General features: G+C 48.3%; 15 protein-coding genes and 1 pseudogene. 8 read left to right on the top strand and 8 right to left on the bottom strand.

Translation table 11 applies throughout. The features are described from left to right. Nucleotides 1–30: 30 nt before the first annotated feature. From menE to menD, 5 genes are read right to left on the bottom strand one after another with little or no spacing between them, the layout of a single operon-like run. On the bottom strand, nucleotides 31–1431 hold the full coding sequence (gene menE / locus ACUN2T_RS10075; RefSeq protein WP_445497337.1) for an o-succinylbenzoate--CoA ligase: 1401 nt from the start codon (nucleotides 1429–1431) through the stop codon (nucleotides 31–33). Further along, nucleotides 1419–2390 carry an o-succinylbenzoate synthase gene (menC, locus tag ACUN2T_RS10070; protein WP_445497336.1) on the bottom strand — a complete coding sequence of 324 codons (972 nt, stop codon included), beginning with the start codon at nucleotides 2388–2390 and terminating at the stop codon, nucleotides 1419–1421. The genes menE and menC overlap by 13 nt, the downstream gene beginning before the upstream one ends. After that, on the bottom strand, nucleotides 2390–3247 hold the full coding sequence (gene menB / locus ACUN2T_RS10065; protein WP_445497335.1) for a 1,4-dihydroxy-2-naphthoyl-CoA synthase: 858 nt from the start codon (nucleotides 3245–3247) through the stop codon (nucleotides 2390–2392). The genes menC and menB overlap by 1 nt, the downstream gene beginning before the upstream one ends. Nucleotides 3248–3259: 12 nt before the next feature. Further along, entirely contained in the window at nucleotides 3260–4027 is a 768-nt protein-coding gene (gene menH / locus ACUN2T_RS10060) for a 2-succinyl-6-hydroxy-2,4-cyclohexadiene-1-carboxylate synthase (protein WP_445497334.1), read from the bottom strand. Further along, on the bottom strand, nucleotides 4024–5697 hold the full coding sequence (menD, locus tag ACUN2T_RS10055; RefSeq protein ID WP_445497333.1) for a 2-succinyl-5-enolpyruvyl-6-hydroxy-3-cyclohexene-1-carboxylic-acid synthase: 1674 nt from the start codon (nucleotides 5695–5697) through the stop codon (nucleotides 4024–4026). The genes menH and menD overlap by 4 nt, the downstream gene beginning before the upstream one ends. Nucleotides 5698–6967: 1270 nt before the next feature. Here menD and ACUN2T_RS10050 point away from each other — a divergent pair. The 7 genes and pseudogenes from ACUN2T_RS10050 to ACUN2T_RS10020 all read left to right on the top strand — a co-directional run bounded on the left by ACUN2T_RS10050 (nucleotide 6968) and on the right by ACUN2T_RS10020 (nucleotide 16217). After that, nucleotides 6968–8194: an alpha-xenorhabdolysin family binary toxin subunit A gene (locus tag ACUN2T_RS10050; RefSeq protein WP_445497332.1), complete on the top strand. Its 1227-nt coding sequence runs from the start codon at nucleotides 6968–6970 to the stop codon at nucleotides 8192–8194. A 48-nt stretch (nucleotides 8195–8242) separates the two neighbouring features. After that, complete coding sequence (locus ACUN2T_RS10045) at nucleotides 8243–9304, top strand: alpha-xenorhabdolysin family binary toxin subunit B (RefSeq protein WP_445497331.1); 1062 nt, start codon at nucleotides 8243–8245, stop codon at nucleotides 9302–9304. A gap of 812 nt (nucleotides 9305–10116) precedes the next feature. Beyond that, entirely contained in the window at nucleotides 10117–10542 is a 426-nt protein-coding gene (locus tag ACUN2T_RS10040) for a DcrB-related protein (RefSeq protein ID WP_445494728.1), read from the top strand. A 9-nt stretch (nucleotides 10543–10551) separates the two neighbouring features. Continuing rightward, nucleotides 10552–14856 carry an RHS repeat-associated core domain-containing protein gene (locus ACUN2T_RS10035; RefSeq protein WP_445497330.1) on the top strand — a complete coding sequence of 1435 codons (4305 nt, stop codon included), beginning with the start codon at nucleotides 10552–10554 and terminating at the stop codon, nucleotides 14854–14856. A gap of 13 nt (nucleotides 14857–14869) precedes the next feature. Continuing rightward, nucleotides 14870–15181, top strand: coding sequence for a DUF7716 domain-containing protein (locus ACUN2T_RS10030; protein WP_445497329.1), 312 nt, complete (start codon nucleotides 14870–14872; stop codon nucleotides 15179–15181). Nucleotides 15182–15273: 92 nt separating this feature from the next. Next, a pseudogene (locus ACUN2T_RS10025) lies at nucleotides 15274–15768 on the top strand (RHS repeat-associated core domain-containing protein); the annotation flags it as partial. After that, a complete protein-coding gene (locus tag ACUN2T_RS10020) occupies nucleotides 15765–16217 on the top strand; it encodes a hypothetical protein (RefSeq protein ID WP_445497328.1) in 453 nt (150 codons plus the stop codon). The pseudogene ACUN2T_RS10025 and the gene ACUN2T_RS10020, both read left to right, overlap by 4 nt. A gap of 65 nt (nucleotides 16218–16282) precedes the next feature. Here the strand turns inward: ACUN2T_RS10020 and ACUN2T_RS10015 are convergent, their stop codons facing one another. The 3 genes from ACUN2T_RS10015 to ACUN2T_RS10005 all read right to left on the bottom strand — a co-directional run bounded on the left by ACUN2T_RS10015 (nucleotide 16283) and on the right by ACUN2T_RS10005 (nucleotide 17293). Further along, nucleotides 16283–16480 carry a DUF7706 family protein gene (locus ACUN2T_RS10015; RefSeq protein ID WP_445497327.1) on the bottom strand — a complete coding sequence of 66 codons (198 nt, stop codon included), beginning with the start codon at nucleotides 16478–16480 and terminating at the stop codon, nucleotides 16283–16285. Between the two features lie 14 nt (nucleotides 16481–16494). Next, the gene (locus ACUN2T_RS10010; protein WP_445497326.1) at nucleotides 16495–16818 is read right to left on the bottom strand and encodes a SymE family type I addiction module toxin; all 324 of its coding nucleotides are present in this window, start codon (nucleotides 16816–16818) and stop codon (nucleotides 16495–16497) included. Nucleotides 16819–16888: 70 nt separating this feature from the next. After that, on the bottom strand, nucleotides 16889–17293 hold the full coding sequence (locus ACUN2T_RS10005; RefSeq protein ID WP_242685670.1) for a helix-turn-helix domain-containing protein: 405 nt from the start codon (nucleotides 17291–17293) through the stop codon (nucleotides 16889–16891). A 121-nt stretch (nucleotides 17294–17414) separates the two neighbouring features. On the opposite strand from ACUN2T_RS10005, the gene ACUN2T_RS10000 reads away from it, so the two are divergent. Then, nucleotides 17415–20192, top strand: a complete 2778-nt coding sequence (locus tag ACUN2T_RS10000; protein WP_445497325.1) for a CHC2 zinc finger domain-containing protein — start codon at nucleotides 17415–17417, stop codon at nucleotides 20190–20192. Nucleotides 20193–20361 lie beyond the last annotated feature (169 nt).

The following is a 20361-nucleotide window of genomic DNA, read 5'->3' as shown; positions in this document are numbered from 1 at the left end:
TTCAGCATATTGATAGCAAATCAAAATAGCTCAAGAGAAACCAGGTAAATCCAATACCCATTTTTTGATCTGCTGACGGGAAATTTTAATACCGTCGTTTTTAAACTGCTGAGGTAAGAGATAGTAAGCTGCCGGGCGCTGAAAAGCGGCCAGTTTATCAATCAACCATTCAGGTAATAAATCAATAATTTCAGGCGAGTTACTATCAATGACAACGACAGGGCGATAACCAAATTCAGGATCGGGCACAGGAACCGCAAAACTTTGTTCTACCTGCGGATAGGTATTGATCATTCGTTCAATCTCTTCCGGTTGAATGCCTTCTCCACCGCTGAAAAACTGATTATCCATCCGGCCAAGTATTCGTAATTCACCCTGCTGTATCACTCCCCGATCACGGGTATGAAACCAGCCATCACGATCAGCCAATGGTTGTAATTTGCCATCCAGCCAATATCCACAGGCTAGGCTGTCAGAACGAATTTGAATCTCCTCCTTGATCAACCGAACTTCCTTACCCGGTAATGGATTTCCCACACCGGGAAACTCATCTGACCGTTTAACGCATACCGTTGAAGCCAGTTCGGTTAAACCATAACTACACCAACAACGAATACCTTGCTGCTCTGCCCTTTGCGTCAATTCTACGGGGATCATCGCCCCACCCAGCAGCACTTCCTTCAAATTCGGTGGTTGATTTTGCGACTGCTCCAGTAACCGCCAGAGCTGAGTCGGAACCAATGAAGCGTGAGTACAATCGGCTAAAGCCTGCTCCAGTGGATTGATATTTTTCAATACCAGAGCAGCCCCTTTCATTAACCAACGCCAGATAATCCCCTGACCAGATACATGAAACAGCGGCAATGAGAGCAACCAGCTATCTTGCTGCTGAAAATTCATCACAGAAAGGACATCCCGCGCACTGGAAAAATGCGCATGAATTGAGTGAACGGCAGCTTTAGGTAACCCGGAAGAGCCGGAAGTCAAAATCATACTGGCAGGACGCATTGCGTCCCATGCTACTGAGTTATCATCAGAATTCAGTGGTTCACTTGCCCAATCAAGGGATCTGGCATCTATTACGGGCAAGTCGTCACCACAGAAATCAGCAACAAAATCAATATTCAGATGAGGCAGTAATTCAGACAGCAGTACTTCTGGCAACTGAGGATTCAGTGGCAACACCCGTGCGCCACACTGTAGTGCTGCGAGATAACCCAGCAACATCTGTTCGCTATTTTTCCCCCGCAGCATGACGCCACTTCCTTCAATTACCCCCTGTTGGCGGAAATTTGCCGCAATCGCATCCAAAGCAGCAACCAACTGATGCCAGTTTAAAACGCGATCACACAACCGAATGGCGATCTTTTCGGGGCTAAAAGATGCCCAGTAGCGCCACGGCCACTGGGTAAATGGATTTAACTGCACCATGCGATGTCCAATTCATCCAATCCGGTCACTGGAATCGGACTATCCGGCCAGCGGCGTACTAACTGAAACTGAATAAGTGCCAACGTATCCAACCCTGGAATGGTCGCAGGCGTCAGCCAATGAGCAATGCGGGCAAGCTGAGTCAGACCAAAACTGGTTTCAATACTGGAGCTGATCACCGCTTCCAATCCGGCATTGTGCGCTGTTGAAATTAACTGACGGCAACGGGCAAGGCTTCCTGTCAAGGTAGGCTTGATCACAATCGCCGCAACACCTTCCTCAGCCTCCACGTTGAAACCTTCATCACGGAGACTTTCATCCCAAGCAATGGCGATCCCAGTATCACGGGCAAAAGCGAGAGATTCTGCCGGGGTTTGGCAAGGTTCCTCCAAAAAGGCAATCCGGTGACGGTAATCAGGATCGACATATTTAGCGAAACCATCCGCTTTAGCACGGTTCCAACTACGGTTAGCATCCAGTCGCAAAGATAAATCCGGTACAGCTTCCAGCAGAACATTAACCACCATACCGTCACGCACCGCTTCATACAGCCCGACTTTCACTTTGGCAACTTTTTGCCCATTCATTTCACTGAGACGAACAATCAGTTCATCAGGATCACCGTGACACAGTGGCGCTTTCCGGTAATCAGCGTCTTTCGGCAATTCACCCTGTAATTCAGCTAATGCACAGCTAATCCCAAATGCGACAGAAGGCAGTTCACTTTCGCCCGGTTCAGCACCAAGACGCCACTGTTTAAGCCATTCCACCGCAGCTTCCCCCGCCTGCTCAACCGTTTCTTTGCTGAATTCCGGCAGGGGGGAAATCTCGCCCCATCCCTGTTGACTATTTTCCTGCAAGTGAACCAAAAAGCCATCACGGGTTTTAAGCCGCTGATATCGCAGGATAACGCCAGCCTCCATCGGCAGTCTGAACCGATATAAAGTTGCAGTACGCATTATGGGTTACGTTTAAATTTGCTGAAATCAGGTTGGCGTTTCTCATTGAAAGCGTTACGCCCTTCCTGACCTTCTTCTGTCATGTAGAAAAGCATAGTGGCGTTACCGGCCAGCTCCTGCAATCCGGCCTGACCGTCACAATCAGCATTTAGCGCCGCCTTCAAGCAACGCAAGGCTATTGGACTATTTTCCAGCATTTCACGGCACCAGCGGACAGTCTCTTTTTCCAGATCTGCATAAGGTACAACAGTGTTAATCAGCCCCATATCCAGTGCTTGTTTAGCATCATATTGACGACACAGGAACCAGATTTCACGGGCTTTTTTCTGACCGACAACCCGTGCCATATAAGATGCCCCCCAACCGCCGTCAAAAGAGCCCACTTTAGGCCCAGTCTGACCAAAAATAGCGTTATCAGCCGCGATAGTCAGATCACACACCAGGTGCAATACATGACCGCCCCCAATCGCATATCCGGACACCATAGCAACGACGGGTTTTGGACAAGTACGGATCTGACGCTGAAAATCCAACACATTCAGATGATGGGTACCTCTGGCATCTTGATAACCGCCGTAGTCACCCCGGACTTTTTGATCGCCACCAGCACAAAAGGCTTTTTCACCCATGCCGGTCAGAATAATCACACCGATAGTGTCATCATAACGGGCATCATCCAGCGCTTGCATCATCTCTTGAACAGTCAATGGACGGAACGCATTACGTACTTGCGGGCGATTGATGGTGATTTTAGCAATGCCATCGATGGATTTGTGATAAAAAATATCTTCAAATTCTTCAGAGCAATCCCGCCATTCAATCGGGGCATACAGCTCTTCTTCTCTCGGGTAAATCATATTCGTATTCCTTCAATCAAAGAGTGATAAAAAATGGTTTACTGCCGCAGCAAACGCCGCCGCGTTCGATCGGTGAGCATTATGCCCAACATGCGCAATGGTTTGCAGTGGTAAAGCGCAGTACTTTGCTAATTGCTGAAATTTTTCGTCTTTTTCACCACACAGATATGCAAAAGGTAACGCCAGTTGTTGCAGTTCAGGCACCAGCCAGGGTTGGTATCCCAGCGAGGTATTTTCCAGCATATCAGCCACACCACCGCCATGATTATAACTGCGCATTTTAATCAGTTGCCGACGCTGTTCAGGGAGTAGATCAGAAAAAACCGCCTGCTGATACCAATCGGACAAAACCTGTTCAATCGGCTGAGAACGAAAACGTCTGGCCCAACGTCTATCATGTTCAAGACGGGCATTTCTTTCCTGTTGGGAGAACAAACCAGGGTTTCCTCCTTCAATCAGTAACCCACACAATCCCTGAATATCACCATAACAGACATGATTCATGGCAATACGACCTCCTAAGGAGTAGCCAATCAGCCAGTATTTATCAATTTGCTGTTCCGTTAACGTTTCAGACAGCAGACGGCTCATATCGGTGAAATCTTTTACCTGAATATCCCTGGAATCACCATGACCAGGCAGATCGATTACCAATGAGGGATACTGAGCGCACAGATTCACTAATGGCAACCACTCATCACCACTACCCAATAATCCATGCAACCACACCAGCCAGGGACGGTCATTATGACTGTTGAACTTGCGACCAGCCAGACTCACAACATAGCCACCTGTTTTAAAAGCTGTTGCAAACACTCAGCCCCTTCTCTACCCGGCACTTTCAGCTCAATCAGTGTGGTTTCATTTTGTTGCCATGCCTGATCAATACATTGTCGCAATTCAGTCCAGCTTTGTGGACTGGCATAATTCAAACCGAACATCGCCGCCGCATGATCGAAATTAACATGTTGAGGCATACAGTAAAAACGTTGCCTTTCTTCTTCCGGCGTAGGCAGTAAAGAGAAAATTTGTCCGCCATTATTATTTACCACGATTAATACGGTTGGCGCGGAAGGATGACGCAGCAATGCCAGGCCATTCAGATCATAAAGTGTGGATAAATCACCGATAATCGCCAGCGTTGGCTTTGCCGTTGCCCGTTGCACGCCTGCCGCAGTGGAAATCAATCCATCAATACCACTTGCCCCCCGGTTACTGTAGACCGGATACCCTGCCGGTAATTGCCCAAGTGCATCGATCAAACGAACAATCAGGCTGTTCCCCACAAATAACTGTCCATATTCAGGCAGTAATTCATGTAATTGATAAGCTACAGCGGCTTCACTGAACTTCCCTGCTAATTCTGTTCTGACGCAGTTTACCGCTTTCTCTGACCAGATCATGAGCTCTTCTGCCCACGAGGTACGCGATTGTGCCGGATGCACCAGTAACCAGTCAGCAATATTGCAGGTTAATTTTCTACCACGATGATTGGCGGGATCAAGCCGGCCAGGAACTGGCGCAATAACCCAATACTCCTCCGGCTGGCATTTAGCCTGCCACTGTAACAGGCTTTTTCCTATCAGACTGGAACCAAACTGGACCACCAGTTGCGCTTGCGCCAAAATTGTCTGTACGTGAGGATTATCCAACCATAAATCAGCGCAAGGCAATGGTTGCCCGGTTTGTGAAAGCGCATTACCAATCAGCGGCCAACCTAATATTTTTGCCCATTCAGCAACACAAACCCCCTCTTCAGCACTCATGAGGCCAGCCAGTACAACCCCTTGTTTCTGTTGCCAATAGCTCCAATCTGGCACTTCTGCCACCGCACAAGCCGCCGGGTGACTTAACCAAGGCTTGTTACTTTTCCACCAGTTGCCTAACTGTTGCTGCCACTCATAATAAGAAGGCTCTTCATTACCGTATAACGGCTCCGCGAATGGGCAGTTAATGTGCAAAGCCCCGTGTTGCAAGTTCGCCATTCCATTATCTATAACAGAAACCAGCCAGCTTGCAGCAATATCGTCTGTTGGTCTTGGCAAAGAAATTGTCTGGGATGGATAAGAAGCAAAAATACCCTGCTGATGAATAGCTTGATTCGCACCGCAATCCATCAATTCGGGTGGCCGATCGGCAGTCAGGAAAACCACGCGTTCACCCGTTAAGCCAGCTTCGATTAATGAAGGATAGAGGTTTGCCACCGCCGTCCCAGAAGTGACGATAACCGCGACCGGCTCTTTACTTGCTTTGGATAATCCCAATGCCAGATAGCCTAATCCGCGTTCATCAAAATGGGTATGACAAATCAGTTTGTTATTCTCCGCCGCAGCCATTGTTAAAGGCGTGGAACGTGAACCTGGCGCAATACAAACATGACGTAATCCGTGGCGGGTAAGTGCTTCCAATAAAAGTTCCGCCCAGCGGCGGTTAAATGCGCTGTTTGACATATTTTACTCAAAAAAACATTGATAAAAGCTCACTGTCAGCCTAACGGTACGGATAATTTTTTCTTTATCCTAGTTCAATGAATTGCCATTTAATCGAAGACTTGTTTTCGCTGACTACAGAACTTTATCTGACAATTTACGACCATAAACTGTTCAACAGATAAGGATTCACCCAACGTTAATTGAACCTTACGCTATCACTACCTTCTCCAGCCTTTGCCTGCACCAACGACCACCTTGGCAACTTGATTTACAACCTTTGCCCCAAAAGACATGATAAAAAGTAGGATTATACGGAGCATTAATAATAATTAAAGCCCTGATTATTTGTATAGTTATACGTGTTCAATTCCGTTAGCAACGAAGGCGCTCTCCAATGCTGAAACAGAACAAATCAGATGTTTTGCTCTTCCCGATAACGAATATTAAATTCATTAATATGATCAATTTGCACTATGTAATTTTCAACAAAGCAACTCTTTCACTTACTGCTAAAAATTTACTAAATAAAGACCGTTATTATAAGCCAGAAAACAAAATAAACCTTTATTTTCAGAATAAAATACTTTCTCTAAAAAACATATATTATTTGTACAATAGTAAAATAGAATTATAAAAACACCCCCCTTACTTGTTAATTCAGGCCATTATATGAACAATTAAAACTTTAGTTAAAATAGGGATCTAAATCTTTATTCCATGACACAAGATAATAGGGTGCAATTTTATCCAATTTTTAAACACGCCATAAACGGTAAATCAAAAAACATCCAGCTCATCCTTTATAAAAAGACCCTATTACCTGCCTTTTAAATCAGAAAGGAAGAGATTATATAATCATCACATAACAATACAAATGTAATTATTTGTTTTAACATACATTTTCACATAAATAGCATTTAAATATTTCATATTTTTCATGCTAACATCAAGAAAGAACATAAAAATCCATAACGAATAAATAAGAAAACCAAAGTATTATTTTAATAATAAACAACCAAAAAAACAAAAATTAACAACATTTAACCCCGAAAATATTATATTTATATACTTAAAATACCCACATTTAATGTCGATTAAAATACAAACAAATGTTTAATTTAAATTATGAATTAAACTGTTTTTTCAACAAACAATCACGCTAATCAATGTATTTTTAATTAAGATTATTCAATAAAAAATACAACGAAAATTCAACAACATGGGTATTATGACATCCGGTTGTGCCTTGATGTATTTAATGATTTTTTCAATGAAGCAATAACCACAAATGGAGAAATATATGTTATTAGCTCAACTTCCAGCGGAAAAAACACTGAATGAAACAGATATTCCCTCGACTACCTTGCAATTACTGACAGGTAAACAAGCAGGTGTTGCCCGCCCCGGCGGAATATTTACCAAAGAAGACCTTATTAATATCAAACTGTATGTTAAGAAGGGCCTTTCACTGCCTTTTAATCTGGCGGAAGTGAAAAACTATCTAGGCTACCAAAAGGTCGATATTCCTGGACTGGAACCAGAAGATATTCATACTTTATTTGAAGAAATCCGCACTCACTCACTTAGCTGGAGCGGAGTGGAAAACAATATTATGCAACAGAGTATGGATCTGGAGATTGTCGGTAAACAAATTACCGAGACCGGAGGGAACATCATCAGCATCATTAATGAGATGCCAATTATTGAACGTATAAAGAAAAAACTGGGAGAGTTATCGGATAGGCAATTAGCCAGTATCACCTACACCAATGAAGATAAAGAGGTGTCGCACGCGCTGGAAGAAATTCTGGATAACATGAAGAACGATATTCAAAAACAGCAGCAGAAAACTAAGAAGGTCAAAACCGAAGTATCTGATTTCAAGCTAAAACTGATCGGCGGCAGACTCTCAAATGGCGGCATTGCATTTGGTTTACAGCCACAGGTAGAAAATAAGAAAAAACTGATGAAAGACAATAAGATGTCAGTTGGCATCAAAGATCTGGATGAAAAAATTATCGAGAAGAAAGAAGAAATCACTCAACTTAAGAAAGACTACGACAAATTCGTGGGCTTGGCTTTCTCCGGCATCGCTGCTGGGCTTATCGGCCTTGCTATTACAGGTGGTATTTTTGGTGCTAAGGCAGAGGAAGTACGTAAACGGAAAAACGCATTGATCGAAGAAGTGCGCAGCCTGGAAGAAAGCATCAAAGGTAAACGTGCATTGCAAGAATCTATGACCAATTTATCTATCGATTTTAGCGACATTGATACCCGTTTGCTGGATGCAGAAATCGCACTGAACCACCTGGATTACATGTGGCAATCCATGCTAACTCAGATCAATGCCTCCAAGGATAAATTCGCCGAAATTAACGACGCACTGAAACTGACCTCTTTTATCACTAAATTCCAGCAAGTAATAAGCCCTTGGAAAGAGGTAGAAGGTTCCGCTAAACAATTAGTCAAGGTTTTCGATGAAGCGCTGAAAGAATACAAACAACGCTATAACTAATCACATTCCCCGTGTATTACATAGGAAATAGAAAAAAGGAGCATTAAAATGACTGAAATTATTACTTTTCCACAAAACTCTGCTGCTTATCCAGAAATCAACATAAAAACCTTGAATCAAGCGGTGAAAAACATCTGGCGTCTGGTGCAACAGCAAACTTCAGGCATTGAAATAATCCAGGAAAAAACGCTGCGGGTCGGCATATACAGCCGTGATCTTGACGAAACAGTACGTATCTCTGTGCCTCACCTGCAAACTGTCCTGCGGCAGCTCCCCCCTCAAGAATACTTTCAGACCATCCTCGAAATTGATGCAGAGCTGGAAAATTCTGAGCTGGACGATGAAACCCGGGAGACGCTGTTAGAAGCACGTTTAGAGCAGGTCCGCAATCTAAATAAAGATGTCAAAAACGTTATTCTCAACTTACACAATGAAGCTAACCAGTTGGCCTGCAAAATTGCCGATGTGCGTAACGTTGTGATTTCAGAACGTCTGGGAGGAGTCCTGGAAGAAGAACAAGCACGAAAAGCGGAACTGCAAGCCGATATTGCCCAGAAAGAGCAGAAAAAAGCCAAACTGACCGAAGACCGCGACAAAATCATCGAAAGCCAAGATATCATTCGCCAATACAATCTGGCTGACATGTTCAAGGACTACATTCCCAATGCCAGCGAAGTGGACAAATTGGACATAAGCAACCCTAAAAAAGAGGCCATCAAGCAGGCACTTAAGCAGGGAATTGAAATCGCCAAAAAGATTCTCGACAATATTTCTAAGGGGCTCAAATATATAGAATTAGCCGATGCCAGATCCAAACTGGATAAGCAAATCACTCAATTAAATAAAGTGTCCGATAACCTGAAAACTCAACTGAAAGAGACAGAAAAGCGGATTACCGGTATCGGCGCTGCACAGCAAATCGAGACAGAGCGCACCACACTACTGAACCAAGCAACAACACTGGCACAAGTATGGAGTATATTTGCTAATCAATTACAGGAGACAATAGACAGTAAAACCGGCCAGCAAGATCTGACCAAATTCATACATGATCAGCTGGATTTCCTTAATAATCTGGAGTTGCAATACAGCGCACTCCTATTGAACTAAACACAACTGCCCCGGGCTTTCACCAGGCAATACAAAGTATAAACATAATAAGTTAATAAAACTTATGTGAAGTACAGCTCAGGGGGGAAGAAAGCGTTATCAAACCACTCACAATAACCCGGTAAGGGCAACCTTACCGGGTCAAAGTTGCCGTAAGGCTTACGTTAAAGTATCTGATGATATGACAGCAGATCTGATTCATGAAGCGTTGGAATTACAGCTAACATCACTCAAATTAAATCAATCTCTGATTAGAAGACCATGACAGCTGACCTTAATGGCTTAAGTTATCAACCACATCTGTACGCCGCTGGACTGACCATTCTTAAACAAAGCTGATTTTATTTAATATCATAAAAAATGCAGAATTAAATTTCTTTGGTGATTAATGCAAAGTCTATAAACCGAGTAAGGTAACTTTATTCAATAAAATTTAAGTTATTTAGCTCATTAAGGCTGATTTTTAGTGAGATTATTGATGTTTTTTGTGATGCTATTCACATTTCATTAAATTAACTGAGTGTTAATTCACCTATTAATCAAGACATCGCCGATTTTTTGTTATAACCTTTTGCCTGAATATTAAGCGGATAACATGATTGATTATGTATCTTTATTAATGACTGAGAAGAGGATACCTCTCCACTCTGTTCAGTCAGTGTTATTAATTCAGGTTATCTGTGACAACAGTGGATTAACGGTGCTGATGCCAAAGTTGTGACTTCATCAGCATTCGGTTCACTCACCTCACCGGATAAACAGGCTTAATATATTGATAACATCACTTAATGATTAAATAAGACTAAAGAAAAATGGACAATCGCCCCCGTTGTCGGTTCACTGAAGGCAGCATCACATTACCGGAAGGCTATCAGGAACAGACCGTAAACATCCTCATTGCGCCCGATGCCCCTGCGCTGAACATCTCGCGGGATCAGCTGGTCGCAGGTGAAGATCTCGCCAGTTACCTCACCCGCCAGAAAGGTCTGCTGAAAAGCGGTCTGCGCGACTGGCAATTATTGGCAGAACAGCCCGCGACGCTGGGTGATAACCTGCGGCAAGGCACGACGCTGCTTTCCCGTTATCGGCCCAAGAAGGGGCAGCAGGTTCATCAATATCAGGCGGTATTTCTGCTGGATGAGAAAAAAGCGCTGATTTTCACCCTGTCATCTCAGCAGGCATTCACCGATGCTCAACGGCAGTGGCTGGATGACGGCCTGAACAGTTTCCAATTCTAGGGAGGCGCTATGCCAGAAGCTGCACGGCTCGGAGACACGATAGGCCATTCCAGCGCCCTGGCCGGATTGGTTGCGGGTACCGTCATCGGTTCATTAATTTCAGCCGCCGGGGGAATACTCGCGGGGGCCCTCTTTGTGGCCGGATTGGCCACATCCTGCATCGGGGTGGGCGTTTTGCTGATAGGTGCCGCCATTGCGGTGGGCATGGCAGCGGGATATTTAGGCGACATGGCACGTGACGCCGGCGTCTCTCAGGGAGCCTCGTCGCGAAGTCCCTGCGGGGAAATCACCCGGGGCTCCCCCAATGTTTTCATCAACGGCAAACCCGCCGCCATCGCGACGCGGAGTCAGGTGGTGTGCAGTAAAGAGGATGGCCTTCGCCAGATGGCGGAAGGCTCTGCTTCCGTTTTCATCAATGGTTATCCGGTGGTGCGGGTGGGAGACAAAACGGTCTGTGATGCGGTAGTCATGACCGGTTCGTCTAATGTCTTCATCGGCGGCGGAACGGCGCAGACGGCAAACATTGCGCCGGAAATCCCCAAATGGGCGTATACCGTTTCCGATTTAACGATGTTTGCGGCCGGGTTAATCAGTTTTGGTGGCGCGGCAGCCAAAGGCCCCGGCGCGTTGCAGACGCTGTTTAACAAGATACCGGGAGCGGCTAAAATCCGCAAAATCGCCTGCCGGCTGGGGGCGCTTGCCGTGGCGGTGCCGGTCGCGGGTATTCTGATGAACCCGGTGGAAGTCATTGCCGGCCAGAAATTCCTGAACGATGAGGATGAACTGGACTTCGTTTTTGACGCTGAATTGCCGCTCTACTGGCAGCGTAGCTACCTGAGCCGTTATCAGTATGACAGTGTACTTGGTCAGGGCTGGAGCCTGTTCTGGGAAAGCCACCTCACGCGCGTGGAAGACGGGCTGCTCTGGCGTTCCCCTGCCGGGGATATCGTGCCCTTCCCTGATGTGCCGGCAGGACACCGTTGTTTCTGCCCGGAGGCCCAAAGCAACCTGGTACACACGCCGGAAAACACCTGGGCAATCCGTGATGCAGGCGAATTAGTTTATCACTACACGGCTTTTGATAATGACGGCCTCAGCCGCCTGAGCCACATCCGCGATAACGTCGGCAACGAACAGCGCTTTCATTACAACGAGCAGAACCGGATGGTCAGCATCACGGGCCATGGCGGGCTGAACCTGCATTGTGACTATGTGACGCTGGATATCGGGGGCAAAACGGTTACCCGCCTCACCACCGTCTGGCGCGAATTGCATGACGGCCAGCGTATTCAGCTTTGCCGCTACCATTATAATGAAAACGCCCAACTGACGGGGGTCAGCCATCGCAACGACGCGCTCCAGCGACAATTCGGCTGGACAGAGCCCGGCGTGATGGCATGGCATCAGGACCCGCGGGGATTACGCTGTGATTACCAGTGGGAACAGACTGAAGAAGGGCTGTGGCGTGTCATGGCCCAGCAAACCAGCGAGGGGGCGGGCTATCGGCTGGCATACGATGATGAAAACTCCACCCGCACGGCACACTGGCACGACGGCAGCCGCACGGTTTGGCGCCTCAACGACGCACACCACATCATCCACTGCCGCGACCGCAACGGCACGGAACACCATATCCTGTGGGATGAATTTGGCCTGCCGAACGGTTACACAGATGCGGACGGCCACACCCGTCTGAGTGAATGGGACGCGCATGGTCGCCAGCTGAGTTTCACCGATGCCAACGGCAACCAGACCGGCTGGCAGTACCAGAATGATACCGACCGGCTCACTTTTATCTTCTGGCCGGATGGCACCGAGACGGCGCTGGCTTACGATGAATTTGGACGGCGGGTGAGTGAAACCTCGCCACTGAAACAAACGACCCGTTATCACTACAGCTTTAATAATACGGTGCGTCCTTACAGAATCACGGATGCCAAAGGCGGAGAAAGCCATTTTATCTGGAATGGTCAGGGGCAGCTGATCCGCCACACCGACTGTTCTGGGCAAAGCAGCACATGGTACTACGACAATGAGCACCGGTTGAGCCGCTTTACCAATGCGTTGATGGAAAGGGTCAGTTATGACTATAACGATAACGGCCAGTTAATCCTCATCACCTATCCTGACGATTCCACGGAACACATGGCATGGGACAGCGCGGGTCAGCTTATCCATCACCAGCGCAATGAGAATGCGCCCCGCGCCTGGGAATACAATGCATTCGGTCAGGTGGTCTGTGCGACAGACCGTCTGCAACGTCAAATTCGCTATCAGTACAGCCCTGAAGGGCATCTGGTGAACATTGAGAATGCCAACGATGGCCGCTATTTGCTGAACCGGGATGCCGAAGGGCGCTTAATCGAAGAAATCCGCCCCGACGACACCTTAATCCAGTACGAATACAACGCGGCGGGCTTATTGAGCACCGAGCGGCGCCTGGGTGACCGCGTGTTCAAATACCCGGAACGCCGGGTACACCAGCATTATGATGCGGCCGGTCAGTTGATCCAGCGGGAAACCTACACGGACACCTATCAGTACCAGTGGGATAAAATGGGCCGGCTGCGGGAAGCCCGCCGTGAACCGAACGACAACGGCAAACAACTGGGGATCGAGTCCAACACCGTGCGTTTTGGCTATGACGCATTGGGGCGCATCATTCGCGAGCAGAACGGCGACGACTGCCTCCAGTTCAGTTATGACGAACGGGATAACCTGACCGCCCTCACGCTGCCACAGGGCGGCACCTTAAGCTGGCTCTACTACGGCTCTGGCCACCTGAGTGCAATCCGGCATGAACAGACACTCATCACTGAATTTGAGCGCGATGACCTGCATCGGGAAACCCGCCGCACGCAGGGCAAGTTATTCCAGCGGCGCGATTATGATCCTCTGGGGCGCTGTACCCGCCAGTACAGCCTGCCGCTGACGCAGGCCGAGGCCGAACCACTGCCCTATCTCAGCGAGGGTAAGCCGTGGCGGGCGTGGCTCTACACCCTCCAGGACGAATTACAGGTAATGGAAGATCATTACCGGGGCGTGATCGAATATCTTTATGACGCCGAAAGTCGCCTGAAAAAAGTGACGCATTGGGGTAACGCTTATGAGGATATGTTGTGGTATGACCGGGCGGATAACCTGCTGGAGCAACCGCAGGCGATACTGGAGCGTGAAGCGGAAGAGCGGGGGCTGTCTAAGACAATGGAGCCGCAGGGCGACCGCCTGAACCACTGGCGAGGATGGCTCTATGAGCATGACCCGCACGGCAACATAACCCGCCGGGCGGGCAGCATGCGCGAAACCCAGGATTACCGCTATGATGGCGACAACCGCCTGACCGTGGCGGTAATCGGCAACACCACGGCGCGTTATCATTATGATGCCCTTGGGCGGCGTATCCGCAAAGTGGTGAAGATCGGGATTGATGGACTGGCGCGTTATGAACAAACCGATTTTGTCTGGCATGGCCTGCGACTGTTGCAGGAGCGCGAGGCAAAAAGGGGTGAAACGCAAACCTACTGCTACGAATCCCATGACAGCTACACCCCGCTGGCCAGCATCATCACGAAGGGAACCCGGCACGATTACTACTGGTACCACACGGATATCAACGGTGCGCCGCTGGAAGTGACGGACGAAGAGGGCAAAATTGCGTGGTCGGAGAAATACAGTACTTTCGGTGAACTGGATGGCACCCCGCTGGCTTACTTCACCGATCCGGCCCGGTCATCAAAGAGCTTTGACTTCCGGCAAAACCTGCGTTATGCAGGGCAATATTTTGACAAAGAGACCGGGCTGCATTTTAATACGTATCGGTATTATGCGCCGGAGATTGGCCGGTTTATTACGCCCGATCCCATTGGCTTAGCCGGTGGATTGAACCTGTATACCTATGCGCCGAATCCGATGATGTGGATTGATCCTCTCGGACTATACAAAGGGGAAGGTGAGCGAGGTTTAGGGAAGTACCATGTCTTCCATGAACATACGCTGAACCCATCTGAATACCAGTTATCCGATCGTCAGCATTTTAAACGGGGTAATGAATCCGTCTATAAACGTTTACAGGCTGATCCAGAGTTCACGCGTGAGATGCAGACTAAATATCCCGGAACAGTAGAGCATGTCCAGCCTAGTAGCCGTGGCAATTTCAAAGGTGATGCTCCTACGGGAATGACTTGGCATCATGAAAATGAATCAGGCAAGTTAAGCTTAGTTGATCGTAAAGATCATAATTCTTATCATAAAATTTATCACCCTGATGGTTCAGGCGGTCGAAAAAAGTGGGGTGGTGGCAATGGATGTCGTTAAGGAGGAACACTGAATGCGGACAATCAAAGGTTTTGATGGGTTGCTGTCCATCTATAAAGAGCGCCCAGAAGCATGGTATTTTTTTGTTGGCTCTGATTTTATGAATGAAATCAGCTGTATTAATAATGCGAATTATTACCTTCCGGAAACGAGAGATGAAGAAGAAGACATGGATGAAATGGAAGATAAATATAAAGGTTGGCTGGAATATGCAACATTCTTAGATATTATCGACAACAAACTGAAACATCATCCCAATGCAACCCGTGATGAGCTGTTAGACTCTGTGATCTACTATCTCGAAGAAGATGATTTCCTAGATTGAGTCACAAGCCGGAAGATCCCTACGATCTTCCGGCCTTATTCATGATCTACCGGGACGAATATTAACTATAAACCAGCGCTGATTGAAGTTTAGAGACGGGGCTGCATTTTAATACGTATCGGTATTATGCGCCGGAGATAGGCCGGTTTATCACGCCTGATCCGATAGGATTAGCAGGTGGATTAAACTTATATACTTACGCGCCTAACCCAATGAGTTGGATCGATCCGTGGGGGTTAAGTGGTGAACCAATTGGCAGTGAAAATAACCCATTCAGTTCTTCAGGAGCTGCTCGTCGTGATGCCATGAGGCAGGCGGGTATTCCTACAAGTCAACACCCTGTAAGTCAATCACGAAATAGTTCCGGTCGGGAATATTCTTACGAAATAACAAAACCTGGCGGTGGTAAAGGTTTATCTTCTGTTCAAGAACAAACAATGGATATTAGCCATCCAGATAAACCTCATTGGGAAGCAGGGCAAGTTAAAACAGATGATTATGGAAAACCTCGTATGAATAAGTATGGACGTCCTCAATTGCGTAATGGAAAAGGTAAAGCTTATTATGGTAAAGGAGGATGTAAATGAATATCTCTGAATATAAAAGATCATTACTTTATAGAAAATCTCAAGGAAATGTATGCAGAGAAGAGTATTTGAATAAAATTAAATCCATTACTAATGAACTTGTAAATGTTAGTGATTTTTTAAGTTTGGAAGAAACAGACTTAATTATAAATTCATTGAAAAATAAGAAAATAATCTCAAGTGATGAAGTGGAAATTTATTCTTGTCAAGATCTTTTTTCTTTTATAAAAGAAAAGGTTACAGGAGTTTCTTATTATTTACTAATGGATGAAGAATGGAAATTCTGCGGCGCATATAAGATAAACAGGAATCTTGATTATAATCAAGATTATCATTTTAATGATTTATATTCTGATGAAATAAGGATTATAGCTTGTGATTTATCATTTCAAATCCAAATTGATTATGATTGTTCTAATATAGAATGTAGTCATATAATATATAAATAGTTATCTGTCAAAATACATATAATAAGACCGGAAGCTCTGCTATAACTTCCGGTCTTATTCATCATCTACCGTGGCGCATAGCCACAGTAAGCCAGCGCCGACTGGAGCTTACCGATGGCATCCTTAATCTGATACGCTTCCTCGTCATTCACCGCACAGGCCCGTATCTCCGCCCAGTTCAGCCGCTTAACCAGTTGGGCCAGGGCCAGCGCTTCAATGTGGGTTAACTGAATATCCTGTAAATGTTCAATCGCCATCGTCATCTCATGCTCTCCTCTTAACCCATAAAACCACTTATTAACGCCTGCATCTGCTGCTTAATCTCATTGAGCTGGCTCTGCTGCCGCCGGTATTGCTGATGCTGCTGTTGCGTGGCTTCACTGTCAGGAATGAGCACCAGACAGCCGTCCATCACCTTCACCGTAATCTGGCCGCCAGTATTAAATCCCGCCTGTCTCAGCCACTGCCCCTTAAGATGTATCGCCGGGGTGGCGTTGCTAACCCTGTTCCCGTTCGGCACATAGCCCACCGTGTAATAACGTTCTGTTTTCACAGCTTTATTTATCGCCGCTTCTGCTTTAGAATGCGCCTTAGCCATCATTCAACTCCTTCTTAGTTGCTTGTGGTGAGCGGCGTTGGTGTGGTCTCAACACATCAGCGCCGCGCTATTTTTATCCCTCCGGTTCATCAACAGACAGTAACGCAGACTCCATGCGCTGCTTGGCGATCATGGCATCAATGATCTTGATAACCGTTTCCTGATCTTCCTGTGCCAGTCGTTCCAGAACCTGAAAGCGTCGAAATAACCGGGAGTTAGCCAGCGGTGAATCTTCAACAGGATTGCCTGTCAGCAGATAATCCACCGTGACCCCTAACACATCAGCCAGCTTAACCATCATCTCAGCGGGAGGTATGTTAAGTCCGCTTTCGTACTTGTTCAGTTGTTGAAAACGGATCTCAACTTTCCCAGCCAGTTCTTTCTGAGGCCATCCCTTCTGCTTACGTAGCGCCTTGAGACGTACCCCAAACTCTTTGCGGAGTTCAGCATTTTGCATAATCAAAAACTCTGTTTGCATAGTGACTCCGTTAGTGTAAGGGCTTGTCTGAATTAGGGGTTGCAAGTAACTCCTAAAAGGATTATAAATAAATCCAATTAAGAGTCAATTTAAATCTTGACAGGATTTAGGAGTCAACAACATGGCACGGATACCCGACGCAGAATTACAGCACCTGAAAGCCGCCGTCTCCTTAGTCGCCGTGGTGGAGCAACAGGGGCGACAGCTCTTTAAACGCGGCAAAAATTACGTGCTGCTGTGCCCGTTCCATGAGGAGAAAACCCCGTCAATGGTTATCTCACCGGCAAAAAATCTTTATCACTGTTTTGGCTGTGATGCCGGCGGCTCCGTGCTGGACTGGGTAATGAAAACCAAAGGCTTAAGTCTGCGCCGGGCCGTGGAACAGTTGCGCGGAATACTGGGAGATAACCCCTCGGTGGCCCCGCTGGTGCAACCGGATGAACCGGCCATGCTGGCCGATGATGACGCCGGACGGCAGGCGCTGCTCAGTCGGGTTGTCGGGTTCTACCATCATACGCTGCTGAATGCCCCCAAAGCCCTGGTTTATCTGGAAAAACGGCGGCTCAACCACCCGGAATTAGTCGCTCAGTTTAAACTGGGCTTTGCCAACCGCACGTTAGCCTATCGCCTGCCCATCAAGGCGGTGCAGGCCGGCGCACAGATCCGCGCCCGTCTTCGGGCCGTGGGGCTGATGCGCGACAGCGGGCACGAGCACTTTACCGGTTCTCTGGTGATACCGGTTATCGACCCGAACGGCCAGATCCGTGAGATATACGGGCGCAAAATCACCGACCGTTTACGTAAAGGAACGCCGCTGCATCTGTACCTTCCCGGCGCACATGGCGGGATATGGAATGAGCCGGCGCTGATCAGTTCAGGGACGGTCATTCTCTGTGAATCCCTGATCGACGCGATGTCGTTCTGGGTGGCCGGTCACCGCCATGTCACCGCCGCCTATGGGGTGAACGGCTTTACCGATGAGATGCGGCAGGCGTTTCGGCGGCATGGCGTTAAGCAGGTCTTGATCGCCTACGACAATGATCCGGCAGGCAATGAAGCGGCGGTAAAACTGGCCGCCGAACTCACCGCCGTCGGTATCACCGTGTTCCGGGTGGTGTTCCCCGAGGGCATGGATGCCAACGGCTATCTGTGTCAGGTCGCCGAACCAGAACGGGCCTTCGGGTTGTTGCTGGACAGTGCCGTGTCGATGCAGGAGGCGGCAGAGGTACAGGCCACCACCGCAACAGAGCGGGCCGCACTGGCTGAACATCAGCCGGTTCCGGTGCCGGAAACAGTCAGCACATTAGCCGCCGGTATAGCGGCGTTGCCGTCAGTGCCGAATGTGGTCTGGGAAACCGGCGCTAACGGCGAGATATCCCTGACGCTGGGCACACAACAGTGGGGTATCCGGGGCCTGTCACAGGTGAAAGCCGGGGCGGCGGTGATGAAAGTCAATGTTCAGGTGGTTGATACCGACAGCGGCGTGATGTTCGCCGACAGCGTGGACATGATGAGCGCCCGCAGCCGGGGCGGGTATGCGCGGCTGGCCGCCACCGAACTCGGGCTGGCCGAAGGTGACCTGCGCCGGGCGCTGGGGCAGGTGTTGCTGGTACTGGAACAGTGTCAACAGGCCGGCGTCAGTGAACAAACCGAAACCCCACCGGTTCCCGAACTGAGCGGGGACCAGCGGGCTGCGGCGCTGGCCCTGCTGCAAGAGCCGAAACTGAGTGAGCGCATCACCGCTGATTTAGCCGCCTGTGGCGTGGTGGGCGAATCCACTAACCTGCTGGCCGGTTACTTAGCCGCCGTCAGTCGCAAGCTGGACCGTCCGCTGGCCGTGCTGATACAGAGCAGTTCGGCGGCAGGGAAAAGCAGCTTAATGGATGCGGTCCTCAATCTGATACCGGAAGAGGAACGGCTGCAATACAGCGCCATGACCGGCCAGAGTCTGTTCTATCTGGGGGAAACCAATCTCCAGCATAAAATCTTAGCCATTGCCGAAGAGGAAGGCGTCAGGCAGGCCGCCTATGCGCTTAAGCTGTTGCAAAGCGACGGCGAACTGACCATTGCCAGCACCGGTAAAGACGATGCCAGCGGGAATCTGGTCACCAAACAGTACACGGTGAAAGGGCCGGTGATGCTGATGCTCACCACCACCGCAATAGATGTCGATGAAGAGCTGTTAAACCGCTGTCTGGTGCTGACGGTGAACGAATCGCGGGAACAGACCGAAGCTATCCACGCCTTGCAGCGCCATAAGCAGACCCTCGAAGGCTTACTGGCAGAGAATGAAAAGGCGTATATCACCGAGCTGCATCAGAACGCCCAGCGGCTGCTACGCCCGCTCAATGTGGTTAACCCTTATGCCTCACAGTTAACGTTCATGAGCGATAAAACCCGCACCCGACGCGACCACATGAAATATCTCACCCTGATACAAAGTATCGCCCTGCTGCATCAGCACCAGCGCGAGGTGAAGACCGCGGAACACCGGGGCAAACGGCTTGAATATATCGAAGTCACCAAAGAAGATATCCGCCTGGCGAACCGGCTGGCCCACGAGATATTAGGCCGCACGCTGGATGAAATGTCACCCCAGACCCGAAAACTGTTACTGTTGATACAAGCGATGGTGAAAGAGACGGCGACAGCGCAGCAACGCCCGATGAACGCGGTCCGCTTTACCCGCCGGGATATCCGCAGTTACACCCAATGGAGCGATAACCAGTTAAAAGTCCATTGTCAGCGACTGGCCGACATGGAATACCTGTTAGTCCACGGCGGCAGCCGCGGCCATCTGTTGCAGTATGAACTGCTGTGGAACGGCGACAACGCAGAAGAAGCCCACCTGTGCGGCCTGATTGACCTGACAGCGCCGGAAAAACCGGTAAAACCCTGAATATGACTCACGCAAGTTGGACTGACTGAACCGCAAGTTGCCCCTAAGTTGGGGTCAAGTTGGGTCCAAGTTGGAGGTCGGAAAACCGACTTCAGGCCGCAACAATACTGGGCGGAATGGCTCGCAAGTTGGAGAAGGTTGAAAAACACTGTTCCGGCAATAATAAGAA

It is taken from the genome of Photorhabdus machadonis (assembly GCF_052657765.1).
This window is presented reverse-complemented; position numbering and strand designations above follow the sequence as displayed.

Coding starts and splice junctions, on each gene's coding strand:
- ACUN2T_RS10010 (WP_445497326.1), bottom strand. CDS start 16,818: ATGATGGCTAAGGCGCATTCTAAAGCAGAAGCGGCGATAAATAAAGCT.
- ACUN2T_RS10045 (WP_445497331.1), top strand. CDS start 8,243: ATGACTGAAATTATTACTTTTCCACAAAACTCTGCTGCTTATCCAGAA.
- menD (WP_445497333.1), bottom strand. CDS start 5,697: ATGTCAAACAGCGCATTTAACCGCCGCTGGGCGGAACTTTTATTGGAA.
- ACUN2T_RS10015 (WP_445497327.1), bottom strand. CDS start 16,480: ATGACGATGGCGATTGAACATTTACAGGATATTCAGTTAACCCACATT.
- ACUN2T_RS10035 (WP_445497330.1), top strand. CDS start 10,552: ATGCCAGAAGCTGCACGGCTCGGAGACACGATAGGCCATTCCAGCGCC.
- ACUN2T_RS10030 (WP_445497329.1), top strand. CDS start 14,870: ATGCGGACAATCAAAGGTTTTGATGGGTTGCTGTCCATCTATAAAGAG.
- menE (WP_445497337.1), bottom strand. CDS start 1,431: ATGGTGCAGTTAAATCCATTTACCCAGTGGCCGTGGCGCTACTGGGCA.
- ACUN2T_RS10000 (WP_445497325.1), top strand. CDS start 17,415: ATGGCACGGATACCCGACGCAGAATTACAGCACCTGAAAGCCGCCGTC.
- menB (WP_445497335.1), bottom strand. CDS start 3,247: ATGATTTACCCGAGAGAAGAAGAGCTGTATGCCCCGATTGAATGGCGG.
- ACUN2T_RS10050 (WP_445497332.1), top strand. CDS start 6,968: ATGGAGAAATATATGTTATTAGCTCAACTTCCAGCGGAAAAAACACTG.
- ACUN2T_RS10040 (WP_445494728.1), top strand. CDS start 10,117: ATGGACAATCGCCCCCGTTGTCGGTTCACTGAAGGCAGCATCACATTA.
- ACUN2T_RS10020 (WP_445497328.1), top strand. CDS start 15,765: ATGAATATCTCTGAATATAAAAGATCATTACTTTATAGAAAATCTCAA.
- menC (WP_445497336.1), bottom strand. CDS start 2,390: ATGCGTACTGCAACTTTATATCGGTTCAGACTGCCGATGGAGGCTGGC.
- ACUN2T_RS10005 (WP_242685670.1), bottom strand. CDS start 17,293: ATGCAAACAGAGTTTTTGATTATGCAAAATGCTGAACTCCGCAAAGAG.